This is a genomic window from Acinetobacter sp. WU_MDCI_Abxc222, from assembly GCF_025514755.1.
GTDB classification, from domain to species: Bacteria; Pseudomonadota; Gammaproteobacteria; order Pseudomonadales; family Moraxellaceae; genus Acinetobacter; species Acinetobacter geminorum.
In genome coordinates, this window is sequence record NZ_JAHPVG010000006.1 from 58,674 (window position 1) to 79,854 (window position 21,181).

General features: G+C 40.1%; 17 protein-coding genes and 1 pseudogene. 9 read left to right on the forward strand and 9 right to left on the reverse strand.

The genetic code is table 11. The features are described from left to right. The first annotated feature begins 104 nt into the window (after window positions 1–104). The 8 genes from hutU (at window position 105) to murI (ending at window position 10,711) form a co-directional block, all read left to right on the forward strand. A complete protein-coding gene (hutU, locus tag KTJ10_RS10830; RefSeq protein ID WP_080947673.1) occupies window positions 105–1,772 on the forward strand; it encodes a urocanate hydratase in 1,668 nt (555 codons plus the stop codon). Window positions 1,773–1,859: 87 nt separating this feature from the next. Then, window positions 1,860–3,398 (forward strand): histidine ammonia-lyase, encoded by a 1,539-nt coding sequence (gene hutH / locus KTJ10_RS10835; RefSeq protein WP_046812104.1) that lies wholly within the window; start codon window positions 1,860–1,862, stop codon window positions 3,396–3,398. Window positions 3,399–3,462: 64 nt separating this feature from the next. Continuing rightward, on the forward strand, window positions 3,463–4,875 hold the full coding sequence (locus tag KTJ10_RS10840) for an amino acid permease (protein ID WP_199992289.1): 1,413 nt from the start codon (window positions 3,463–3,465) through the stop codon (window positions 4,873–4,875). Between the two features lie 51 nt (window positions 4,876–4,926). Further along, complete coding sequence (hutI, locus tag KTJ10_RS10845) at window positions 4,927–6,132, forward strand: imidazolonepropionase (RefSeq protein ID WP_262442004.1); 1,206 nt, start codon at window positions 4,927–4,929, stop codon at window positions 6,130–6,132. A 10-nt stretch (window positions 6,133–6,142) separates the two neighbouring features. Then, complete coding sequence (gene hutG, locus KTJ10_RS10850) at window positions 6,143–7,063, forward strand: formimidoylglutamase (RefSeq protein ID WP_262442005.1); 921 nt, start codon at window positions 6,143–6,145, stop codon at window positions 7,061–7,063. Window positions 7,064–7,317: 254 nt separating this feature from the next. After that, window positions 7,318–9,144 carry a DUF885 domain-containing protein gene (locus KTJ10_RS10855; RefSeq protein ID WP_262442006.1) on the forward strand — a complete coding sequence of 609 codons (1,827 nt, stop codon included), beginning with the start codon at window positions 7,318–7,320 and terminating at the stop codon, window positions 9,142–9,144. Between the two features lie 104 nt (window positions 9,145–9,248). Then, the gene (locus KTJ10_RS10860) at window positions 9,249–9,887 is read left to right on the forward strand and encodes an HAD family hydrolase (protein WP_262442007.1); all 639 of its coding nucleotides are present in this window, start codon (window positions 9,249–9,251) and stop codon (window positions 9,885–9,887) included. 23 nt (window positions 9,888–9,910) lie between these two features. Beyond that, on the forward strand, window positions 9,911–10,711 hold the full coding sequence (gene murI, locus KTJ10_RS10865; RefSeq protein WP_262442008.1) for a glutamate racemase: 801 nt from the start codon (window positions 9,911–9,913) through the stop codon (window positions 10,709–10,711). On the opposite strand, the gene KTJ10_RS10870 is transcribed toward murI, so the two are convergent. Continuing rightward, complete coding sequence (locus KTJ10_RS10870) at window positions 10,698–11,321, reverse strand: LysE family translocator (protein WP_000624238.1); 624 nt, start codon at window positions 11,319–11,321, stop codon at window positions 10,698–10,700. The genes murI and KTJ10_RS10870 overlap by 14 nt on opposite strands. A 186-nt stretch (window positions 11,322–11,507) precedes the next feature. Then, on the reverse strand, window positions 11,508–12,725 hold the full coding sequence (locus KTJ10_RS10875; RefSeq protein WP_060465130.1) for a hypothetical protein: 1,218 nt from the start codon (window positions 12,723–12,725) through the stop codon (window positions 11,508–11,510). Window positions 12,726–13,728: 1,003 nt separating this feature from the next. Between KTJ10_RS10875 and KTJ10_RS10880 the strand changes: the two are divergent. After that, window positions 13,729–14,023, forward strand: a pseudogene (locus tag KTJ10_RS10880) (hypothetical protein). A 237-nt stretch (window positions 14,024–14,260) separates the two neighbouring features. On the opposite strand, the gene glmS reads toward KTJ10_RS10880, so the two are convergent. The 7 genes from glmS to ribBA are packed head-to-tail and all read right to left on the reverse strand — an operon-like array spanning window position 14,261 to window position 20,976. Next, the gene (gene glmS / locus KTJ10_RS10885; protein WP_016142702.1) at window positions 14,261–16,099 is read right to left on the reverse strand and encodes a glutamine--fructose-6-phosphate transaminase (isomerizing); all 1,839 of its coding nucleotides are present in this window, start codon (window positions 16,097–16,099) and stop codon (window positions 14,261–14,263) included. 12 nt (window positions 16,100–16,111) lie between these two features. Then, a complete protein-coding gene (gene glmU / locus KTJ10_RS10890; protein ID WP_262442009.1) occupies window positions 16,112–17,476 on the reverse strand; it encodes a bifunctional UDP-N-acetylglucosamine diphosphorylase/glucosamine-1-phosphate N-acetyltransferase GlmU in 1,365 nt (454 codons plus the stop codon). A gap of 16 nt (window positions 17,477–17,492) precedes the next feature. Next, window positions 17,493–18,008, reverse strand: a complete 516-nt coding sequence (locus tag KTJ10_RS10895; protein ID WP_016143831.1) for a phosphatidylglycerophosphatase A — start codon at window positions 18,006–18,008, stop codon at window positions 17,493–17,495. After that, the gene (gene thiL / locus KTJ10_RS10900) at window positions 17,986–18,903 is read right to left on the reverse strand and encodes a thiamine-phosphate kinase (protein ID WP_262442010.1); all 918 of its coding nucleotides are present in this window, start codon (window positions 18,901–18,903) and stop codon (window positions 17,986–17,988) included. Before thiL ends, KTJ10_RS10895 begins: the two co-directional genes overlap by 23 nt. Window positions 18,904–18,919: 16 nt before the next feature. Next, complete coding sequence (gene nusB, locus KTJ10_RS10905) at window positions 18,920–19,369, reverse strand: transcription antitermination factor NusB (protein ID WP_002119137.1); 450 nt, start codon at window positions 19,367–19,369, stop codon at window positions 18,920–18,922. Between the two features lie 3 nt (window positions 19,370–19,372). Beyond that, the gene (ribE, locus tag KTJ10_RS10910) at window positions 19,373–19,843 is read right to left on the reverse strand and encodes a 6,7-dimethyl-8-ribityllumazine synthase (RefSeq protein ID WP_002119264.1); all 471 of its coding nucleotides are present in this window, start codon (window positions 19,841–19,843) and stop codon (window positions 19,373–19,375) included. An 11-nt stretch (window positions 19,844–19,854) separates the two neighbouring features. Further along, window positions 19,855–20,976, reverse strand: a complete 1,122-nt coding sequence (gene ribBA / locus KTJ10_RS10915) for a bifunctional 3,4-dihydroxy-2-butanone-4-phosphate synthase/GTP cyclohydrolase II (RefSeq protein ID WP_002119278.1) — start codon at window positions 20,974–20,976, stop codon at window positions 19,855–19,857. Between the last annotated feature and the right edge of the window lie 205 nt (window positions 20,977–21,181).

Sequence of the window (21,181 nt, forward strand, 5' to 3'; positions counted from 1 at the left end):
AGTATATAGATGTATATACAAGTTAATACATTACTATACAAATGCAGAGACAAGTGATGTTCTGCTGATGTAAGCTCAAAGGAAGGAGTCCGCCTGTGACAACAATGACAACAAAATTTCGTGATGTAGAAATTCGTGCGCCACGCGGCACTGAATTGACGGCTAAAAGTTGGTTAACTGAAGCTCCATTACGTATGTTGATGAATAACCTTGATCCGGACGTTGCAGAAAACCCGAAAGAGTTGGTTGTATACGGTGGTATTGGCCGTGCAGCACGAAACTGGGAATGTTTCGACAAAATTGTAGATACGTTAAAAAATCTTGAAACTGACGAAACTTTATTGGTTCAATCAGGCAAACCAGTAGGTGTATTTAAAACTCATAAAGATGCACCACGCGTTTTAATTGCAAACTCAAACCTTGTACCACACTGGGCAAACTGGGAACACTTCAACGAGTTAGACGCCAAAGCACTCGCAATGTACGGTCAAATGACAGCGGGTTCGTGGATCTACATTGGTAGCCAAGGCATTGTACAAGGTACTTATGAAACTTTCGTTGAAGCAGGCCGCCAACACTACAACGGTGACTTAAAAGGTCGTTGGGTTCTTACTGCCGGTTTAGGTGGTATGGGTGGCGCTCAGCCTTTAGCTGCAACACTTGCAGGTGCGTGTTCTTTAAACATTGAATGCCAACAAGCAAGTATCGATTTCCGTTTACGTACCCGTTATGTAGACGAACAAGCGACTGATTTAGACGACGCTTTAGCGCGTATTGACCGCTATACAAAAGAAGGTAAAGCAATTTCAATTGCGCTTCATGGTAACGCTGCTGAAATTTTACCTGAGCTTGTACGTCGTGGTGTACGTCCAGACATGGTGACTGACCAAACAAGTGCGCACGATCCCCTTAATGGCTACTTACCAGTAGGTTGGACTTGGGATGAATACCGTGCACGTGCAAAAACCGAACCAGAAGCTGTTGTAAAAGCTGCAAAACAGTCGATGGCGAAGCACGTACAAGCGATGCTTGATTTCCAAAAAATGGGTGTTCCAACATTTGACTATGGCAATAACATCCGTCAAATGGCGAAAGATGAAGGCGTAGCAAACGCTTTTGATTTCCCTGGCTTCGTACCTGCATACATCCGTCCATTGTTCTGCCGTGGTATTGGTCCATTCCGTTGGGCTGCGCTTTCTGGTGACCCAGAAGACATTTATAAAACAGATGCCAAAGTTAAAGAGTTAATTCCTGATGATGAACATTTACATCACTGGTTAGATATGGCACGTGAACGTATTAGCTTCCAAGGCTTACCAGCGCGTATTTGCTGGGTAGGTTTAGGCTTACGTGCAAAACTTGGTTTGGCATTTAACGAAATGGTTCGTAGCGGTGAATTGTCTGCACCAGTTGTGATTGGTCGTGACCATTTAGACTCAGGTTCGGTTGCAAGTCCAAACCGTGAAACTGAAGCAATGCAAGACGGTTCAGACGCAGTATCAGACTGGCCTTTATTAAACGCGTTGCTCAATACAGCGGGCGGTGCAACTTGGGTGTCTTTACATCACGGTGGTGGTGTAGGTATGGGCTTCTCTCAACACTCAGGCGTTGTGATTGTGTGTGATGGTACAGATGAAGCTGCTGCACGTATTGCTCGCGTTCTGACCAATGACCCTGCAACAGGTGTTATGCGCCATGCCGATGCAGGTTATGAGATTGCGATTAACTGTGCGAAAGAGCAAGGCCTACACTTGCCAATGATCACGCAATAAAAATACACGGAAGAACTGGCGGTGCTTTTTGCAATTGTGAAAAGCACCGTCTCAGCAGAATATAGTGCAAAAAATTAGGAAGCCAACATGGAATTATTGATCCAACCGGGAAAACTGACCTTAGCCGATTTACGTCAAGCTTACCTCAACCCAATTAAAGTTAAATTAGATGAAAGTGCTTCATCTGCAATTAATGCAAGCGTGGCTTGTGTAGAGCAGATTGTAAATGAAGGGCGTACAGCTTACGGCATTAATACTGGTTTTGGTTTACTTGCTTCGACCAAGATTGCTCCTGAAGATTTAGAAAAATTACAGCGTTCATTAGTTCTTTCGCATGCGGCAGGTGTAGGTGAAGCACTTGATGATGCAATGGTTCGTTTAATTATTCTATTGAAAGCAAATAGTTTGGCGCGTGGTTTCTCTGGTATTCGCCGTAAAGTCATTGATGCTTTGTTGGCTTTAATTAATGCTGAGGTTTATCCGCATATTCCTCTTAAAGGTTCAGTAGGTGCATCAGGTGACTTAGCACCACTTGCACATATGTCCCTAATTTTATTGGGTGAGAGTAAAGCACGTTATAAAGGTGAATGGTTACCAGCAGTTGAAGCTTTAAAAATTGCAGGCTTAGAACCAATTTCTTTGGCTGCTAAAGAAGGTCTAGCGCTTTTAAATGGTACACAGGTTTCGACTGCTTATGCTTTACGCGGCTTATTTGAAGCGGAAGATTTATTTGCTGCTGCGACAGTTTGTGGTGGTTTAAGTGTTGAAGCGATGCTGGGTTCACGCTCACCGTTTGATGCACGTATTCACGAAGTACGCGGTCAACGTGGTCAAATTGATGTTGCTGCGGCTTATCGCGATTTATTGACTGATTCGAGTGAAATCTCTCGTTCGCATGAAGAATGTGGCAAAGTTCAAGACCCATACTCATTACGCTGCCAACCACAGGTGATGGGTGCATGTTTAACTCAAATCCGTCAGGCTGCTGAAGTATTAGAAATTGAAGCGAATGCTGTATCTGATAACCCGCTTGTGTTTGCTGAACAAGGTGACGTGATTTCTGGTGGTAACTTCCATGCAGAACCTGTTGCAATGGCGGCCGACAATTTAGCATTGGCAATTGCAGAAATTGGTTCACTGTCTGAACGTCGTATTTCAATGATGATGGACCGTCACATGTCACAACTTCCACCGTTCTTGGTGGCAAATGGTGGTGTTAACTCAGGCTTTATGATTGCTCAAGTTACCGCTGCTGCTCTTGCGAGTGACAACAAAGCGCTTGCACATCCGGCAAGTGTTGATAGTTTGCCAACTTCAGCTAACCAAGAAGACCATGTATCAATGGCTCCGAATGCGGGTAAACGTCTTTGGTATATGGCTGACAACGTTCGTGGCATTTTAGCTGTTGAATGGTTAGGCGCTTGTCAGGGTTTAGACTTCCGTGAAGGCCTAAAAAGCTCGCCTAAACTTGAACAAGCTCGTAAAATCTTGCGCGCTCAAGTGCCTTACTACAGTGAAGACCGTTTCTTTGCTCCTGATATTGAACAAGCAAGTGAATTACTCTCAAGCGGCTGCTTAAACGAGTTACTTATTCCAAAACTACTCCCTAGTTTATCTGAAGTGTGATTAATAAAACGGTCACATGGAGTGGCCGAATCTAACTAAATATCCTCAAGGATTGGAGATTATAATGTCACAAAGCTCCACATTACAGCGGGGGTTGAACACCCGCCACATTCGTTTCTTGGCATTAGGCTCAGCAATTGGAACTGGGCTTTTCTATGGTTCGGCAACTGCCATTAAAATGGCAGGGCCTTCAGTATTACTTGCGTATATCGTTGCAGGGATTGCAATTTATATCGTGATGCGCGCACTGGGTGAAATGGCTGTCCAAAACCCAGTTTCTGGCTCGTTTAGCCACTATGCTTCTCAGTACATTGGTCCTTTAGCGGGTTTTACCACAGGGTGGACTTATGTCTTTGAGATGATCATTGTTGCTTTAGCTGATGTCACTGCTTTTGGTATTTATATGGGGTTCTGGTATCCCGATGTGCCACGGTGGATCTGGATTCTATCGCTGATTATGTTCTTGGGGGCAATTAACCTGATTCACGTTAAAGTCTTTGGTGAACTCGAGTTTTGGCTTTCTATTGTCAAGGTGAGTGCCATTGTTGCCATGATTTTAGGTGGAATAGGCTTAATGTTCTACGGCTTCCATGCTGACCATAGCAGCGTGGTACCGGGGATTCAAAATTTATGGATTTATGATGGCTTTATGCCACATGGGATTGCAGGCCTAGTGGCATGTTTATCTGTGGTTGTATTTGCTTTCGGTGGTATCGAAATTATTGGTATTACAGCAGGTGAATCACAAGATCCAAAAACCACGTTACCAAAAGCAATTAATGCAGTTCCAGTACGTATTTTACTTTTCTATGTACTGACCATTTTTGTACTGATGTCGATTTTTCCATGGAACCAGATCGGTAGCCAAGGTAGTCCTTTCGTACAGATTTTTGAGAATTTAGGCATTCAATCGGCGGCAACAATTTTAAATATTGTTGTTATTACAGCAGCAGTTTCAGCAATTAATAGTGATGTCTTTGGTGCAGGGCGTATGCTTTATGGCATGGCAAACCGTGGTCAAGCACCTCGAATTTTCCAAAAATTGTCACGTAATGGTGTGCCATGGATGACTGTTGTGGTTATGGCTGGTGTGCTATTAATTGGTGTAGTGCTGAACTACCTAATTCCTGAAAATGTATTCATGATCATTGCCTCAATTGCAACTTTCGCAACTGTTTGGGTGTGGCTCATGATCTTGCTTTCACAAGTCGCGATGCGCCGTAAGTTATCTACTGCTGAAATTAAAGCACTTGATTTTCCTGTAATTGGCTGGCCGTATGCTCCTGCTTTTGCAATTGGTTTTATGGTGTTCATTTTAGTCATGATGGGTTATTTCCCAGACTCGCGTCCTGCAATTTATGTCGGAATCACATGGCTTGTTCTGTTAATGATTGCTTATCGTATTTGGGTAAAACCTCAGCAAAATTTGGGAAAGCAAAATAATTCAGTCCCGCAAAATATTGAGATAGAAAGCTAACAAATGAACTGCCCAATGGTTTAACGATTGGGCAGTTTCGAGGAAAGGCGAATGAAAAAACTCTGGCAAAATTGCCACATTGCAACCATGCAAAATGGGCAATATTCCTACATTGAAGATGCTGCAATCGTTACAGATGGGCATCTCATTCAGTGGATTGGAAAACAACAAGAACTTCCTGCCGATACTTATTCAGAAACAGTTGATTTAAAAGGCGCTTGGGTAACCCCAGGGTTTATTGATTGTCATACACATAGTGTATTTGGTGGCAACCGTAGTGTTGAATTTGAAAAGCGTTTACAGGGCGTAAGTTACGCTGAAATTGCTGCAAGCGGTGGCGGTATTGCCAGCACAGTGCGTGCAACGCGTGAAGCAAGCGAAGAACAATTACTAAGCTCAGCACTTAAACGTATTCGCTGTATGCAACAAGACGGTGTAACGACCATCGAGATTAAGTCTGGTTACGGACTGAATTACGAAAATGAACGCAAGATGCTGCGTGTGATTCGTCAAATTGGTGAAGCTTTACCAATGACGGTAAAAAGTACCTGCCTAGCTGCGCATGCTTTGCCGCCAGAATACAAAGACCAAAGCGATGCTTATATCGAGCATATCTGTACAGAAATGCTGCCTAAACTGCATGCTGAAGGTTTAGTCGATGCAGTTGATGCATTCTGTGAGCATTTAGCATTTTCACCTGCTCAAGTTGAACGTGTTTTTAAAACGGCACAATCATTAGGTCTACCCGTTAAGCTTCATGCTGAGCAGCTCTCATCGCTAGGTGGCTCAAGTTTGGCAGCACGTTATCATGCTTTGTCGGCTGACCATTTAGAGTACATGACCGAAGATGATGTTAAAGCTATGGCAGAGTCGGGCACAGTTGCAGTGTTATTACCGGGAGCCTTTTATCTGTTACGTGAAACACAATACCCGCCGATTGAAAGCCTTATTAAACATGGCGTGCGTATTGCGCTATCGAGTGATTTAAATCCGGGTACATCTCCAGCACTTTCTTTACGTTTAATGCTCAACATGGGCAGTACACTTTTTCGCTTAACGCCTGAGCAAGCATTAGCTGGTGTCACCATTCATGCTGCACAAGCGCTCGGTTTAGAGCAAACACACGGCAGTTTAGAGCAGGGTAAAGTCGCTGACTTTGTGGCTTGGGATATTGAGCATCCATCTGAAATAGTTTACTGGCTGGGCGGAGATTTGCCTAAGCGAGTCGTTCAGCATGGAAAAGAAGTTATTTTTTAGACGGTGGCACATGAATCACACATTTAAATGGCAAGGCCGACATGATGGCGAGGGTGAGGCACACCATCGTATCCACCATATCATGAACAAAAACCAACATGCTGAATTTGCCCTGATTGGCTTTAGTTCTGATGAAGGTGTGAAGCGTAACAAAGGCCGAGTTGGCGCTGCCGATGCACCAGATGCAATCCGTACTCAACTTGCTAACTTACCTATTCATCGCCCAGTCAGTATTGTCGATTTGGGTACGGTGACCTGCGAATCTGAGAATTTAGAGCAAGCACAAGCTGAGTTAGCTGAACAAGTCACAAACAGCTTGCAAAATGGTTTAAAGCCGATTGTATTGGGCGGAGGACATGAAGTTGCATTTGGTAGCTTTAGTGGTCTGTTCCAATATATACAAGCCCATGCGCCAGATAAAAAAATAGGCATTATTAATTTCGATGCCCATTTCGATTTGCGTGAAGCAGAGCATGCTACCTCTGGAACACCTTTCTTACAGGCAGCTCGACTTTCAGAACAGCATCAAAAACAATTTAATTATTTATGTATTGGGGTGGCTAACCATGCCAATACTAAAATTTTATTTGATACAGCCGATGCGCTGAATTGTTCATATTTACGCGATCATGAGGTTAATATTTTTAACCTAAACAACGTGCTCGCGGCGGTTGATGCTTTTATTGAAAAAGTAGACTGCTTGTACGTTACGATTGATTTAGATGTCTTCGCTGCTGCGGTTGCACCGGGGGTCAGTGCGCCAGCTGTCAAAGGAATTGATTTGGCGACTTTTGAAGCGATTTTTAAGCATATTCAAGAGACTGGCAAAATCCAATTGTTAGATATTGCTGAGTGCAATCCAAAATTTGATTTAGACAATAGAACAGCAAAACTGGCTGCCTATATTGTTTATCAATATTTGTTTTCTTGAGAAACAATTTTTAATGTAGAAATTCAAAAGTGCACTGAGATTGCTCATGTGCACTTTTTTTTAAGTTCTTGGTCTATTAAAGTCAGATGTGGAATATAGATAGCAACTATAAATAATATAATTAAAAAGAAAATTAATTTATAAAATCATTTAGTTAAAAAAATACTCGATTTTTACACCATTTTATATGCTGCTTGGCACGTAATTTGTTTTGTCTTTATTTTAACCTTTGTTAAATATTTCTGGATAATTAAATGAAAAACAGAACCTTACAATTGGCTTGTATCAGTGTTTTATTTTGGATGTCTCATTCTTCTAATGCTACAACCCCCGAAATAAATACAAATAGCATCGAAAAATCACAATCTAAACAAAAGAGTGATATCTCTGTTCGGGTGAAAGCTTTAAACCAACTTTTACAGGAACAGTGGGAATATACTTTGAAAAATAGTCCTGAAACTGCAACCGTTTTAGGAGATTTACGCTACAACAATCGATGGACAGAGCTTTCAAAAAATCAGATCGAGAAAGATAAAAAAAGTACGCAAAATTTTTTAAAACGTTTTGAAGCGATTGATAGCACAGGATTTTCAGCAACTGATCAATTAAATAAAGATTTAATGATTTATCAGTTGAAAGAGACACTTAAAAATTATGATTTGAAATTGTATGAGATGCCTTTCAATCAAATGTGGGGACTACATTTACAATTTCCGGGATTTATTAGTTCGATTCCATTTGATAATGCTAAGCAATATCAAGACTATATTTCTCGTTTAAAACAAATTCCTCTTATTCTTGATCAAGGTATTCAGTTAGCAAAACAAGGCCAAAAAGATGGTTTGATGCCACCCAAATATTTAATTGAAAAAGTGGCAAAGCAGATTAATAGCATTACAGCTCCCGCAGGGAAGGACAGTGTGTTTGCTTCTCCATTAAAGCAATTTCCAAAAAATATTTCGAAAGCAGATCAAGAGCGTTTAAGCCGTGAATTACTACAGGCCATAGATCAAAATGTTCGACCTGCCTATCAAAAACTCGGGATGTTTATTCAGAAAGATTACTTACCCTATGGACGACAACACGAGGGTATATGGAGCTTGCCAAACGGTGACGAGCTCTATCGCTTTTATGTAGAAAACAATACGACAACTTCTGAAAGCCCTGAAATTATTCATCAGCTCGGACTAAAAGAAGTTGCTCGTATAGAAGCGGAAATGCTGAAAATTGCCAAAGCACAAGGTTTCAATGACTTAAAAAGTTTCCAACAATCCTTAAAAACAAATCCCGCTGTTTTCCCAAAATCTCGTGAAGAAATTTTAGAGATTTATCGGGGATATATTGCCCAAATGCAACCAGAGTTGCCGAAGCTATTTGGTTTATTACCCAAAAATAAAGTCGAAGTTTTGCCTGTAGAGCAATATCGAGAAAAAGAAGCGGCAGGTGCGGAGTATCACCAAGGCACGCCTGATGGTTCACGTCCCGGACAAGTTTATGTGAATACAGGGGATTTCTCTGAGCGTTCAAAAATATCCATGGAAGCGACTGCTTACCATGAGGCAATTCCCGGCCACCATATGCAGATTGATATTGCCCAAAACTTGCCAAATTTACCGATGTTCCGAAAGCAACCCAACCATACCGCCTATATTGAAGGATGGGCACTTTATGCAGAGCAGTTGGGTAAAGATGTGGGTTTCTATAAAGACCCGCTTTCAGACTATGGAAGACTATCGAGTGAGTTGTTCCGTGCTTGTCGTTTAGTGGTTGACACGGGTGTACATTATAAAAAGTGGACCCGTCAGCAAATGATTGATTTTATGCGTGAACACTCAGCTTTAGATGAACCTGATATTCAGGCAGAGGCAGACCGCTATATTGCTATTCCTGCCCAAGCATTGGCATACAAAATGGGCCAACTCAAAATTTTAGAGCTACGGGAGCTTGCGAAACATGAGCTTGGAGATCGTTTTGATATCAAAGCGTTCCATGACATGATCTTAAATGCAGGAACACTGCCTTTAAATATACTCGATGCCCGTATTAAAAATTGGATAAAAGAACAAAAAGCGGCAGCTTAAAATAAAATCCGAAATTTAGGTCAGGTCCTCGTTGGGCCTGATTTAAAAACCAATAAAAAAAAGAATATAATTATAAAAAATATATTTTATTTCAGAACTTTAAAATGGAAAAATCTTTAAAAGAATACCAAGCTATTATTTTTGATATGGACGGTACTTTAGTCGACTCCTTTAGCTTCTTTTTAGGTGCTTTAAATCAGCTTGCCAAGAAATATAAATTTAAATCTGTAGAGCTATATGAAGTAGAGCAGTACAAACATCTTTCACCAAAAGAAATTATGAAAGAGATGAATGTTTCTAGGTGGAAACTGCCTTGGATTGCCAAAGATTTCATTCGTTTAATGAAAGAAAGAGACCAAGAAGTTTACATGTTTGAAGGCATGCGGGACCACTTAATTGAACTCCACAATCGAGGCTATACGCTCGCAATTATTACTTCAAACTCTAAAGAAAACTGTCAAAATCTTTTGGGTGCAGAGCTATGTGAGCTTTTTAGCCATATTGATGGTGGCTCGTCTATATTTGGCAAAGCTAAACGAATTAAGCGTGTTCTCAATATTTTGAATTTAAATAAAGAGCAGGCCATTTATGTCGGCGACCAAACCACTGATGGCGAAGCTGCACATAAAGCAGGTATTGATTTTGCTGCGGTAGGTTGGGGGTATACATCGGCCGAAAAATTAAAAACCATTCAGCCCAAAGTCGTGCTCAATGACTTGGCAACCATGAAAGAATTTTTCTAAATATATGAAATGCAGGACAAACCATGAATAACAATAACAACCCGATTGGAATGATTGATTCTGGTTTAGGCGGGTTGTCTCTCTTTAAGCATATTCGGGAGGCGCTTCCGAATGAAGACATTATCTATTTCGCCGACTCGAAATATGTCCCGTATGGAGACAAAGAAAGCGACTGGATTGTTTCACGAACCACGCATTTAATTTCAAATCTAGTTGCACAGGGTAAATGCAAAGCGATCGTTGTTGCTTGTAACACCATGACGGCTGTAGCGATTGAAACAATCAGAGCGCAAATTAATGTGCCACTTATTGCCATAGAACCAGCGGTAAAACCAGCTGTGGCAATGACCATGAGCAAGCATATTGCGGTTTTGGCAACTGCCACCACAGTGAAGGGCAAAAACTTAAAAAGTTTAATTGAAACATATGCGCAAGATATTAAAGTCTCTTTAGTGCCGTGTATTGGTTTGGCCGAAAAAATTGAAACGGGCAAAGCGCATACCGCTGAAGTTAAGGATTATTTAAAAAATATTTTAGCGCCGTTGGTCGAACAAAAAGTCGATACGATTATTTTAGGATGCACCCATTACCCGTTTGTCTCAGATACGATTCAGGAAATTGTAGGCCGTGATATACAAATTATTGAGCCTTCGGAAGCTGTAACAGCGCAATTAATTCGGCAGCTCAATCAATATCATTTAAGTTCTGAAAGCCCAAATGAGGGGAATCATATTATTTGGACCAGTTCAGACCCGTTGGAAGTTGCGGATGTTAGTTTCTCTTTGTTAGGTAAGCATTTACCTGTAGAAACTACTGATTTTTAAAGCCAAGAAAAACGCCTAGCCCCATAAAAATGAGTCCACCCATCACTGACATAGATTTTTGGGGCTTCTTCGATTTAGTTAATTTTTGACTAATGTAATTGGCTAAAAACACACAAACCACATCAGCAGAAACAAAGATCAGATTCACAATCAGCCCTAAAATGATGAACTGAGACCAAACTGGAAAATCTAATGAGGTATTAATAAATTGAGGTAAAAAAGCGATATAAAAAATAGCGGTTTTAGGGTTTAAAACTTCGACCAGAATGCTCTGCCTCAAAGATAACTGACCATTTTCAACATTTTGCTGAAGAGTCGGGGACGAGGTCGATCTAATTAATTTAATGCCTAACCAAACTAAATACAAAGCACCTAAAATTTTAATAATATCATAGAGTTTTGGAATGATTTGAAAGATGGTCGTTAAGCCTAAAGACGCCGCTATGATATGAAAACAACCTCCTACGAAAATTCCAAATGCAGCCATCAAACCAGATTTTCTACCACGAGAAAGCGTCTGTGCAGCGGTATACAGCATTGCTGGACCCGGAATATAAGCAAAAATAATTGTAGTAATTAAAAATGTAATGAAAAGCTCTAAAGAAATCATGTTTTACCTATCTTATTGTTACTATTTTTGAGTGAATTTTAAACAATTTAAAGTATATGAAATTTATAAGTATTTCAATTTTATAATCAGATTTATGGCTATAAAAACTAAAAATCATCCAAAGAATGATTTAAATTCTTTGGATGATTGAAAATAAGCTTATTTAGCTTTTAGAGTCACTGTCTATTAAGCACTTTTAAGTTCCCAACGTTGGTTTGGGTCATCAGATCGTTGACTAATACCTACAGATGAACCCCAGATATGTGTCAGTACAGCATTTGGTTGGCCTTCTACAAAGATATAACCATCTTCAAATGCCCAATTAGTTTGGTACTGACGACCCGCGCCTTGTAAGAAAACATCGCCACTATGCCAATTCACTGGTTTTATTTCTTTACCATTGGTACTGTTCAATGCTGTTTGCAGTTGTTCAAAAGATTCATTTGATTTTAAGCTGACTTTTAAAATCTTTTTGACCGTATCCATATTTTTTTCATTCGTATGTAAATTTAGAGTTTTTCTAAGCTCTAAAAGGACTTTTACGGCTTCTTTTTTGAGGTCTTGAGTATTTTCATATTCTTTATATGCTTTTACATGAAGCTCCGCCATGCTCTCTTTCTTCATATTTTTTAGTAGAGCATCGATATTGTCATGGCGTAAATGCAATCGGAACTCTGACCTTGTAGTCCAATCTTTTTGATCCAAGACATCTAATTGCACAGAGGCAAGAATAATCTTATAGAGTTGTTCGTTATGCTGAGTGAAAGGGCTATTAGGTAAATCTTTAAGTTCAGGAATATCTAAAAATAGCAACGGAGAGGAAGCATATTCATGGAACTTTTGTTCGATGTGACGAATTGACTCATGAGCGAGTACTGCATCTAAAAAGTCATTCAGCTTAGTCTCATCAAGTTTACCAACAAGCTCCGATTTAATCGTTTCTTCGCCGTTACTATCAATAAAGGTATCTAATAGACTAACGATATCAAGACAATCACTGGTTTTTAAGTGGGCGAGTGTTTCTTCATCTTGCTGTGGTAAAAGACTGAGGAAATGCTCTAAGTCCTTGTCTAATAATTTATATGCAATCGCATCTGTCTTAACATAAGCACCCAGCACCCAACTAGAACGAATATCTTTAACTTTGTTGTATAGCTTATTCTCTCGCCCACTGCGATAGTCGCGGCTGTCAAAATACCAAAGTTCTTCTTCTATGTTTTTAACCTTGTCATGTACTGTAAATAGTCGATCATTTGTATGCGAGTAAGCTATCTTACCCGTTTCTCCAAGTGAACTTACCGCATCTTGTAAGCCATGGGTTTGTCCACCGTATGCGCTTGCGATACATGCACCTGTTTCTTTGTTAACGATTCTAAAGTTTCCACCTGGAAAGCCATTAGCCATGATAAGTCGCTCCTTATAATTAGAAAGTTTTTGTAATAGTCGAAATTTATAGTTATTAGGCAAATTTCGAAGCGTGATTTATATCATGATTTTTCATGTAAAAAGCCAAGTGTTTTTGTTGGTTTTTGTATATAACATGTTGATTTATTTGTATTTATTAGAATGTCTTAATAAACACCAGAGACTATACTTTAGAACTTTATAAATTCAATAAAGCTATAGAGAAATAAGTTCTAGAAAAGATGGGGAGAGAGGGCGCTTATCAACTTATGGAGTAGGGCGTTCTATAAGATGTTTTATCCCTAGATATTCTTCATCTTAGACGTATTTATATAAACTGTTAAATTAAAATTAACGATTAATCTATTTTATTAACTAAGTGTATATAACCAAATTTTATATTTTAAATTTAATTAAAAGCCATAAATATAATAAAGAGATTAATATTATTTAAATGTGAATAAAATTATTATATTTAAACTTTTTTCATTAAAATAAATTGACGTTCTTTATTATACCGATTATGATTTCGTTGCTGGCCTACATTGCCAGTCGGTTTTGACAGACCGTACTTAGCAAATGGGTTATACTTACTCAGTATTTCCCATGTGGAACCTTTGTGCCCCCTTTTTCTCTATGGTAGGGCGGAAGGGGGACGCGTTCGCGCGTGCTGGTCGCTAGGTCTAGTCTGTCAACCCTCTTTCGTTCTGCCACCCTAATCAATTGACGGTGATTTGGTGGTAGGACTCCTTTTTTAAGGAGTTGGCCATGCCACTATTTAAACTTATTTTCTCTCTCAGTTAATAATTTTATTTATTTAAAATATGGATTTTCTATATCCTGATTTTTTAAATTTATAAATTGTTTTTATTTTAAAATTTTAATTATTTTATTTTTCCTGTGTTTTTTTGGGAGGGTTAATCATTATTTAAAAAAATATTTTAATATTAAGGTTGATCGTATTTTTATTTTATTTAAAGATATAAATAATCATGAGAATAATATGAAACTTCATAAATTTATATTAGTTTTAAACCTTGTGTTCGGTGCTTACAGTATTACAAATGATGATGCCAATGCTCAGCAGGAATTTAAAAGAATTTGTTCGTTAGGTGAACACAGGCAAGCCAGTTGCAATTGTATTTGCCAACAGCTTGCACAGGTGTATTCGCCTCAAACCGTACAACGTTTAAAACACACCAGTTTGCAAAGTCCTGATCTCCCACAGGACTTTGCCCCTAACTTGTTCGGCATCATTCGACGCTGCGACAAAACTGAAATGGGCTAAGTTCGCTTAGCTCCTTTATCTCTGTGTCGCAATGATCTCTCAAACTTTAAATCAGCGCAAAAGTAAAAGTCCGTTGTGACATAGGGTCCTAGGAGAGTTCTCTACTATCAAACTAGATTCTCTTTCACGTAAAAGCGTCTGTGTAGCGATATGAACGCAATAAAAAAGCCCGCTATGCAGTTATACATATCGGGCTTAATCAATCAGTTATTAAAGCAAGTGATGCCTTAATAATGATCTTTTTGAATTACTCTACAGTTACTGACTTCGCCAAGTTACGTGGTTGGTCAACGTCTGTACCACGTAATACAGCAACGTGATAAGACAACAACTGAACTGGTACGCTATAAACGATTGGAGCTAGCCATTCGTTTACTGCTGGAATATGCACAACGTGTTGACGGTCTTTTCCACTGATTCCGCTATTTTCGTCAGCGAAAACAAATAATTCACCACCACGTGCCTGAACTTCTTCCATATTTGATTTTAGCTTATCAAGCATTTCATCATTTGGAGCAAGAATGACGATCGGCATTTCATTATCAACAAGTGCTAATGGACCGTGTTTTAACTCACCAGCTGCATAGCCTTCTGCATGAATATATGAAATTTCTTTTAGCTTTAATGCGCCTTCTAATGCGATTGGATAATTCGTACCACGGCCTAAGAATAAGCAGTGATTTTTTTCAACGAATAATTCAGACAAACGCAAAATTTCTGGATCATGTTTAAGCGTATCAAGAATAACTTTCGGGCTGTGCCATAACTCACGCGTAATTTCTTCAAGCAGAGCAGGGCTAATACGTTGTTTCACTTGACCAATTTTCAAGATTAACAACATAAGCGCAGCAAGCTGAGTCGTAAACGCTTTAGTTGATGCAACACCAATCTCAGGACCAGCAAGCGTCAATAAGTGATGATCAGTTTCACGAACCATTGAAGACGTAGCAACGTTACAGATGGTTAAAGTCTGAATGTCGATATTGTTTGCTTTCGCACGTTTTTGAGTTTCGCGTAGTGCAGCTAAAGTATCAGCAGTTTCACCTGACTGTGAAATACAAATATAAAGTGTATTTTCAACAATTACAGGGGTGCGATAGCGGAATTCACTTGCGATTTCAACTTGGCAAGGCACACCAATCAGTTGCTCAAACCAATATTTCGCAATCATTCCTGAGTGGTAACTTGTACCACACGCAATGATTTGTACGCTTTGAATTTTGTTGAAATCTGCATCAGCATTTTTCAAGAAATCATCACGTAAGCTGTTGCCATCAAGCGCTTGAGAAATTGTTTGCTTGATTGCTTCTGGTTGCTCATAAATTTCTTTGAGCATGTAGTGTTTGTATTCACCTTTTGATGCACTACTTACAGTTGCATCAAGCTCTCGTACTGGACGCTCAACGCGTTCGCCATTTGCAAATACTTCAATTGAAGTACGAGTAAGACGTGCAATATCGCCTTCTTCTAGGTACATAAAGCGGTTAGTTACAGGCAAAAGTGCAAGTTGGTCTGAACTAATAAAGTTTTCACCAATACCTACACCAATCACGAGTGGTGAGCCTTCACGTACAGTAATCAGTTCATCCGGATAATCGCTGTGGATAATACCTAGCGCGTAAGCACCTTTAAGCTGAGGTACAACAGTTTCAACAGCTTCTAAAAGGCTATCTGTACTTTTTAATGCTTCAGCAACTAAGTGTGCAACAACTTCAGTATCTGTTTGAGAAGTAAAAACATAACCTAAAGCTTGAAGGTCATCTTTTAATTCTTGGTAGTTTTCAATGATACCGTTATGTACAACAGCAACCTTACCAGACATATGCGGGTGAGCATTGTTTTCAGTTGGTTTACCGTGTGTTGCCCAACGGGTATGTGCAATCCCGATAGCCCCTGTAAGCTGGTGTTCAGCAACTGCATCGGCAAGATTGATTACTTTACCTACACGACGCTCACGTAAAATTTGTTGGTTATTCAGTAAAGCAACACCCGCAGAATCATAACCGCGGTATTCAAGACGTTTTAAACCTTCAATTAAAATCTCGGTTACACAACGTTCTGCAACGCCTCCGACGATACCACACATACTTCAATCCTCTTATTTTTTAACCTTTTGGGGACGTTGATAATTTGCTTTTGAAATTTGTTGCGCACGTTCAAAGGAGAGACTTTGTTCGGCTACATCTTTCGTAATCACAGAACCCGCACCAACTGTTGCGCCATTCCCAATGGTCACCGGAGCAACCAGCGAGCTATTAGAACCGATAAAAACGGCATCGCCAATAGTGGTTTTGTGTTTATTTGCACCGTCGTAATTACAAGTAATCGTACCTGCCCCAATATTCGATTCAGCACCGATTTCTGCATCACCTAAATAGGTGAAATGGTTGGCTTTACTACCCAATCCAATCGTTGTGTTTTTAACTTCAACAAAGTTGCCGATATGTACTTCATTTGCCAATTTAGCGCCTGGGCGTAAGCGTGCAAATGGTCCAATTTGAGCATTTTCACCAACTACTGCACCATCAAAAACGCTATAGGCCTGAACTTTGGTGCCTGCGGCAATTTTTGTATTCTTTAGAATACATCCAGCGCCGATTTCAACAAAATCGCCCAGTTCACAGTCACCTTCAATAATCACATTGACGTCAATACGAACGTCATGTCCAATTTTCACAGAACCGCGTAAGTCAAAACGTGCAGGGTCTGCAAAAGTTACGCCTTGTTGCATAAGCTCTTTTGCTTGCTGTTGCTGGAACTCACGTTCAAGTGCAGCAAGTTGTAAGCGGTCATTGACGCCTTCAACTTCAAAAGCGAGTTCTGGTTGAATAGATGCGATTTCTAGACCATCTGCAACAGCCATTGCTACGATGTCAGTTAGATAATATTCGCCTTGCGCATTTTCATTTGAAAGTTTAGGCAACCACTCATGAAGTTTTGCATTGCTAACACAGTAAATACCTGTGTTGATTTCTTGAATCTGACGCTGAGCTTCTGTTGCATCTTTATGTTCAACAATCGCTTGAATCTTACCTTCTTGACGAACGATACGACCATAACCTGTTGGGTTGTCGACATGTAAAGTAATCATGCCAATGCCCGTTTTACTTGAAACTTCAACAAGTTGCTCTAGCGTTGTTTGACGTACTAAAGGTACATCACCATAAAGAATTAATGAAATACCGTCTTTAGGAAGTACGGGTAAGGTCATTTGTACCGCATGACCTGTACCTAGTTGTTCTGCTTGTTCAACCCATTGAATCTTTTCTTGTGCAAAAGTTTGTTTGACGTGGTCACCACCATGTCCATAAATCGTAATAATATTTTCTGCGTGTATTTTTTTTGCTGTTTGAATGACATGTCCTAAAAGTGGGCGACCCGCTAAAGGTTGTAATACTTTAGGAAGCTGAGAACGCATACGCGTTCCTTTGCCTGCAGCAAGAATAATGACGGTAGTTGACATGAATAACTCTAATGATTTAACTCAAATGGATAATAATTAGTGTACAAAGAGCAGCCCATACACCGGCAATAATATCGTCAAGCATAATACCAAAACCACCATGCACTTGACGATCAATAACGCGTATAGGCCAAGGTTTCCAAACATCGAAAATCCGAAATAATATAAATCCCCCAATCACCCACATCCAATTCATTTGTTGTAAATAAAGCAGGGGAAGGAAGGTAATAGATTGACCTGCAAACTCGTCCCACACAATTCGACCATCATCGTGTACATCAATCACTTTTGCAGTTTGACCACAAATATAAATTCCTACCAAGGACATGATGAGGATAGCGATCAAGCTTAAGTTAAAGCCAAGTGATAACCAGATTGGAACGAAAAGTAGGGCAAAGGCAGAGCCAAAAGTACCGGGAGCTTTAGGTGCGAGACCAGATCCGAAACCAACTCCACAGAAAACGATGCAGCGGTTGAACCAAGACATGTCCTTAAAATGAATCGGTGGCTTATGCAAAGTGTTGGTATCCATGAATTTGCAATGGGTAATCTGAACCCAAGTGCTCAAAAGTTAGTTGTGTTTGCTCAACGATCTCTCCGATCATTGTAATCTTAATGTCTAGTTGTTTTTGCAAAAGTTTTTCATAATTTTGCGGTGTTATTGTAAAACATAACTCGTAATCATCACCACCAGCTAGCGCATATTGCCAGCGCTGCTGTTCCGGTAGTTCTTGTAGTGTTGAATCAATCGGTAACTTTTCTAAAAGTAATCGGGCACCGACCTTTGAAGCTTTTAAAATATGGCCTAAATCTTGGGCTAATCCATCAGAAATATCAATCATACTTGAAGCTAATCCCTTCAGCTGTTGTCCAAGCTGACAACGTGGGATCGGGTAGTCTAGCCTTTTTTGTAATGGATGACCTAGGTGCTGTAAACCATACGCTGCATCACCAACTTGACCGCTCACACAAACATAGTCACCGACTTTGGCACCTGAACGTAACACGGCTTGTCCGGTTTCAATCCAGCCCATGGCTGTGACGGTAATGGTGAGATGAGGGCCTTGGGTCGTATCTCCACCAATGAGAGCAACCCCAAATTGATTACAGCAGTCATAAATTCCCTGACTGAATCCTTCAAGCCATTCATGATCAATTGTGGGTAGGCTGAGCGCAAGTAAAATACTATGCGGTTTTGCCCCCATGGCAGCAATATCTGAAAGATTGACAGCCACACTTTTCCAGCCAATCGCATGGGCAGAAGTATCAAGAGGAAAATGACGTCCAGCAACGAGTGTATCTGCACAGATCACCAATTGTTGGTTTACGGGAGGGGTAATTAAGGCTGAGTCATCTCCAATACCTAAGGTGACATCTGTATAAGATTGTCTGTTAAAGTATTGGTCAATAATAGAAAACTCAGCCATATCAACTTCAAACCTATTAGTTTGCTTGTTGTTTTTCAGCACTACGTAGTGTTGAACTTAAACGATCTAGAACGCCATTAATGTATTTATGGCTATCTGCTCCACCAAAGTGTTTAGCGAGTTCAATAGCTTCATCTAGAACTACTCGGTAAGGTACTTCTAAATGATCACGTAACTCGTAAGCACCCAAGCGTAATGTTGCTAGCTCTACACCATCAAGTGCACTAAGTTCACGGTCAAGTACCGGAATAAGTAATGCATCAAGATCTTCGTGCTGTGCAATCACTTGTGTTAGCAGTTCGTGATAGTAGTTTAAGTCTACCTTGTGCATTGCATTTTCAGCACGGGTGCGTGCTTCGATTTCATGTACAGGGTTGTGACTCATTTGCCACTCATAAATACCTTGTACAGCAAAACGACGTGCTTTACGTTTTGCTGCATAAGCGGCTTGCAGTGTTTGAGACATGCTTTAAATTGCCTTTAATAAATTAACCATTTCAATTGCAGTTAAAGCAGCTTCGCTACCTTTGTTTCCTGCTTTTGTACCTGAACGTTCGATGGCTTGCTCGATGCTATCAGTAGTTAATACACCATTGATGACAGGCAAGCTGCTTTCTAACGCGACTACACCTAAACCTTTTGCACATTCACCAGCAACGAAGTCAAAGTGTGGTGTGCTACCACGAATAACTGCGCCAAGTGCGATAATGGCATCAAACTGGTTTGATGTAGCTAATTTTTTAGCAACAATCGGGAGTTCCCATGCGCCAGGAGCATGAATAACAGTAATGTTATCTTCATTTACACCATGACGTTTTAATGTGTCGATTGCACCATCCAATAAGTGTTCAACAACAAAGCTGTTGAAACGACCCACTAAAATCGCATAACGACCTTCGCTTGCGAGATGTAATAAACCTTCAATACGGCGAATTGCCATAGCAACCTCGATTATTTCGTTGTGATTTGATCAGCAGTGACATATTCCACTACTTCTAAATTAAAGCCAGATAAGGCATTGAAACGTAATGGTGAGCTAAGAAGCTTCATTTTTTCAACACCTAAATCACGCAAAATTTGAGCACCGACACCAATAGTTTGATATTGATGTGAAAGTGCTGCATTGGATTTCACCGGTTTTGGCTTATTTAAATCATCCAACGCTGGTCCCAAGTCTTGCAAATGATCTTGTCCGATCCAGACTAAAACACCGCGATCACTCGCTGCAATCGTCTGTAGGGCACGGTCTAAGTTCCACGCAGGTTCACCATCAGCTTTATTGAGCTTAAGCAAATCGCGAATTGGACTAAAACCATGCACACGTACTGTTGTAACGCCTTCTTTTGGCTCGCCTTTAACTAAAGCCAAATGAATGTCCGGGTTACCAATCTCACGATAACGATAAAGTTCAAATGAACCATATTCTGTTTGAATGGTTTTTTGATCCAGACGCTCAACCGTTTGCTCATTGGTCATGCGGTAGTGAATCAAGTCCGCAATTGTACCAATTTTTAAGCCATGCTTCTCAGCAAAAATTTCTAAATCTGCACGGCGTGCCATTGTGCCATCTTCATTGATGATTTCACAAATGACAGACGCTGGTTCAAGGCCTGCTAAACGTGCTAAATCACAACCTGCTTCGGTATGGCCTGCACGATGTAAAACACCACCTGGTTGTGCCATTAACGGGAAAATATGGCCCGGCTGTACGATATCAGTTGGTTTTGCATGCGCTGCGACAGCAGCTTGAATTGTATGTGCACGCTCTGCTGCTGAAATACCCGTGGTAATACCTTCGGCAGCTTCAATTGATAAGGTAAAGTTTGTACTGTGCTGAGCACCATTTTGGTCAACCATCAACGGAAGGTTTAACTGTTTACAGCGCTCACGGCTTAGCGTTAGGCAAACTAGACCACGTGCATGGGTAATCATGAAGTTAATATCTTCAGGACGAACATGCGTTGCTGCAATGACAAGATCACCTTCATTTTCGCGATCTTCGTCATCCATCAAGATAACCATTTTGCCTGCACGAATATCGGCGACAAGATCTTCAACACGACTCAGCGGCATTCGCTTTCACCTTTTTTTGTCGTAAGACAATTTCTATTTAATAAATTTTGCATAGTTTACGCTGTTTAGAGAATTTTGCCTATGATTCTGATTTATCCAAATTTGTGACATCTAAGAATAGATCGAGATTTATTTATACAAATAAATCATAAGAAAATGGAGTGGTTTTAAATAAAAGCCATGAATTTAAATAAAAAAAACCTAG

What these genes read in the sequence shown, in the direction of transcription:
- hutU (WP_080947673.1), top strand. Translation starts at nt 105, where the DNA reads ATGACAACAAAATTTCGTGATGTAGAAATTCGTGCGCCACGCGGCACT.
- hutH (WP_046812104.1), top strand. Translation starts at nt 1,860, where the DNA reads ATGGAATTATTGATCCAACCGGGAAAACTGACCTTAGCCGATTTACGT.
- KTJ10_RS10840 (WP_199992289.1), top strand. Translation starts at nt 3,463, where the DNA reads ATGTCACAAAGCTCCACATTACAGCGGGGGTTGAACACCCGCCACATT.
- hutI (WP_262442004.1), top strand. Translation starts at nt 4,927, where the DNA reads ATGAAAAAACTCTGGCAAAATTGCCACATTGCAACCATGCAAAATGGG.
- hutG (WP_262442005.1), top strand. Translation starts at nt 6,143, where the DNA reads ATGAATCACACATTTAAATGGCAAGGCCGACATGATGGCGAGGGTGAG.
- KTJ10_RS10855 (WP_262442006.1), top strand. Translation starts at nt 7,318, where the DNA reads ATGAAAAACAGAACCTTACAATTGGCTTGTATCAGTGTTTTATTTTGG.
- KTJ10_RS10860 (WP_262442007.1), top strand. Translation starts at nt 9,249, where the DNA reads ATGGAAAAATCTTTAAAAGAATACCAAGCTATTATTTTTGATATGGAC.
- murI (WP_262442008.1), top strand. Translation starts at nt 9,911, where the DNA reads ATGAATAACAATAACAACCCGATTGGAATGATTGATTCTGGTTTAGGC.
- KTJ10_RS10870 (WP_000624238.1), bottom strand. Translation starts at nt 11,321, where the DNA reads ATGATTTCTTTAGAGCTTTTCATTACATTTTTAATTACTACAATTATT.
- KTJ10_RS10875 (WP_060465130.1), bottom strand. Translation starts at nt 12,725, where the DNA reads ATGGCTAATGGCTTTCCAGGTGGAAACTTTAGAATCGTTAACAAAGAA.
- glmS (WP_016142702.1), bottom strand. Translation starts at nt 16,099, where the DNA reads ATGTGTGGTATCGTCGGAGGCGTTGCAGAACGTTGTGTAACCGAGATT.
- glmU (WP_262442009.1), bottom strand. Translation starts at nt 17,476, where the DNA reads ATGTCAACTACCGTCATTATTCTTGCTGCAGGCAAAGGAACGCGTATG.
- KTJ10_RS10895 (WP_016143831.1), bottom strand. Translation starts at nt 18,008, where the DNA reads ATGGATACCAACACTTTGCATAAGCCACCGATTCATTTTAAGGACATG.
- thiL (WP_262442010.1), bottom strand. Translation starts at nt 18,903, where the DNA reads ATGGCTGAGTTTTCTATTATTGACCAATACTTTAACAGACAATCTTAT.
- nusB (WP_002119137.1), bottom strand. Translation starts at nt 19,369, where the DNA reads ATGTCTCAAACACTGCAAGCCGCTTATGCAGCAAAACGTAAAGCACGT.
- ribE (WP_002119264.1), bottom strand. Translation starts at nt 19,843, where the DNA reads ATGGCAATTCGCCGTATTGAAGGTTTATTACATCTCGCAAGCGAAGGT.
- ribBA (WP_002119278.1), bottom strand. Translation starts at nt 20,976, where the DNA reads ATGCCGCTGAGTCGTGTTGAAGATCTTGTCGCCGATATTCGTGCAGGC.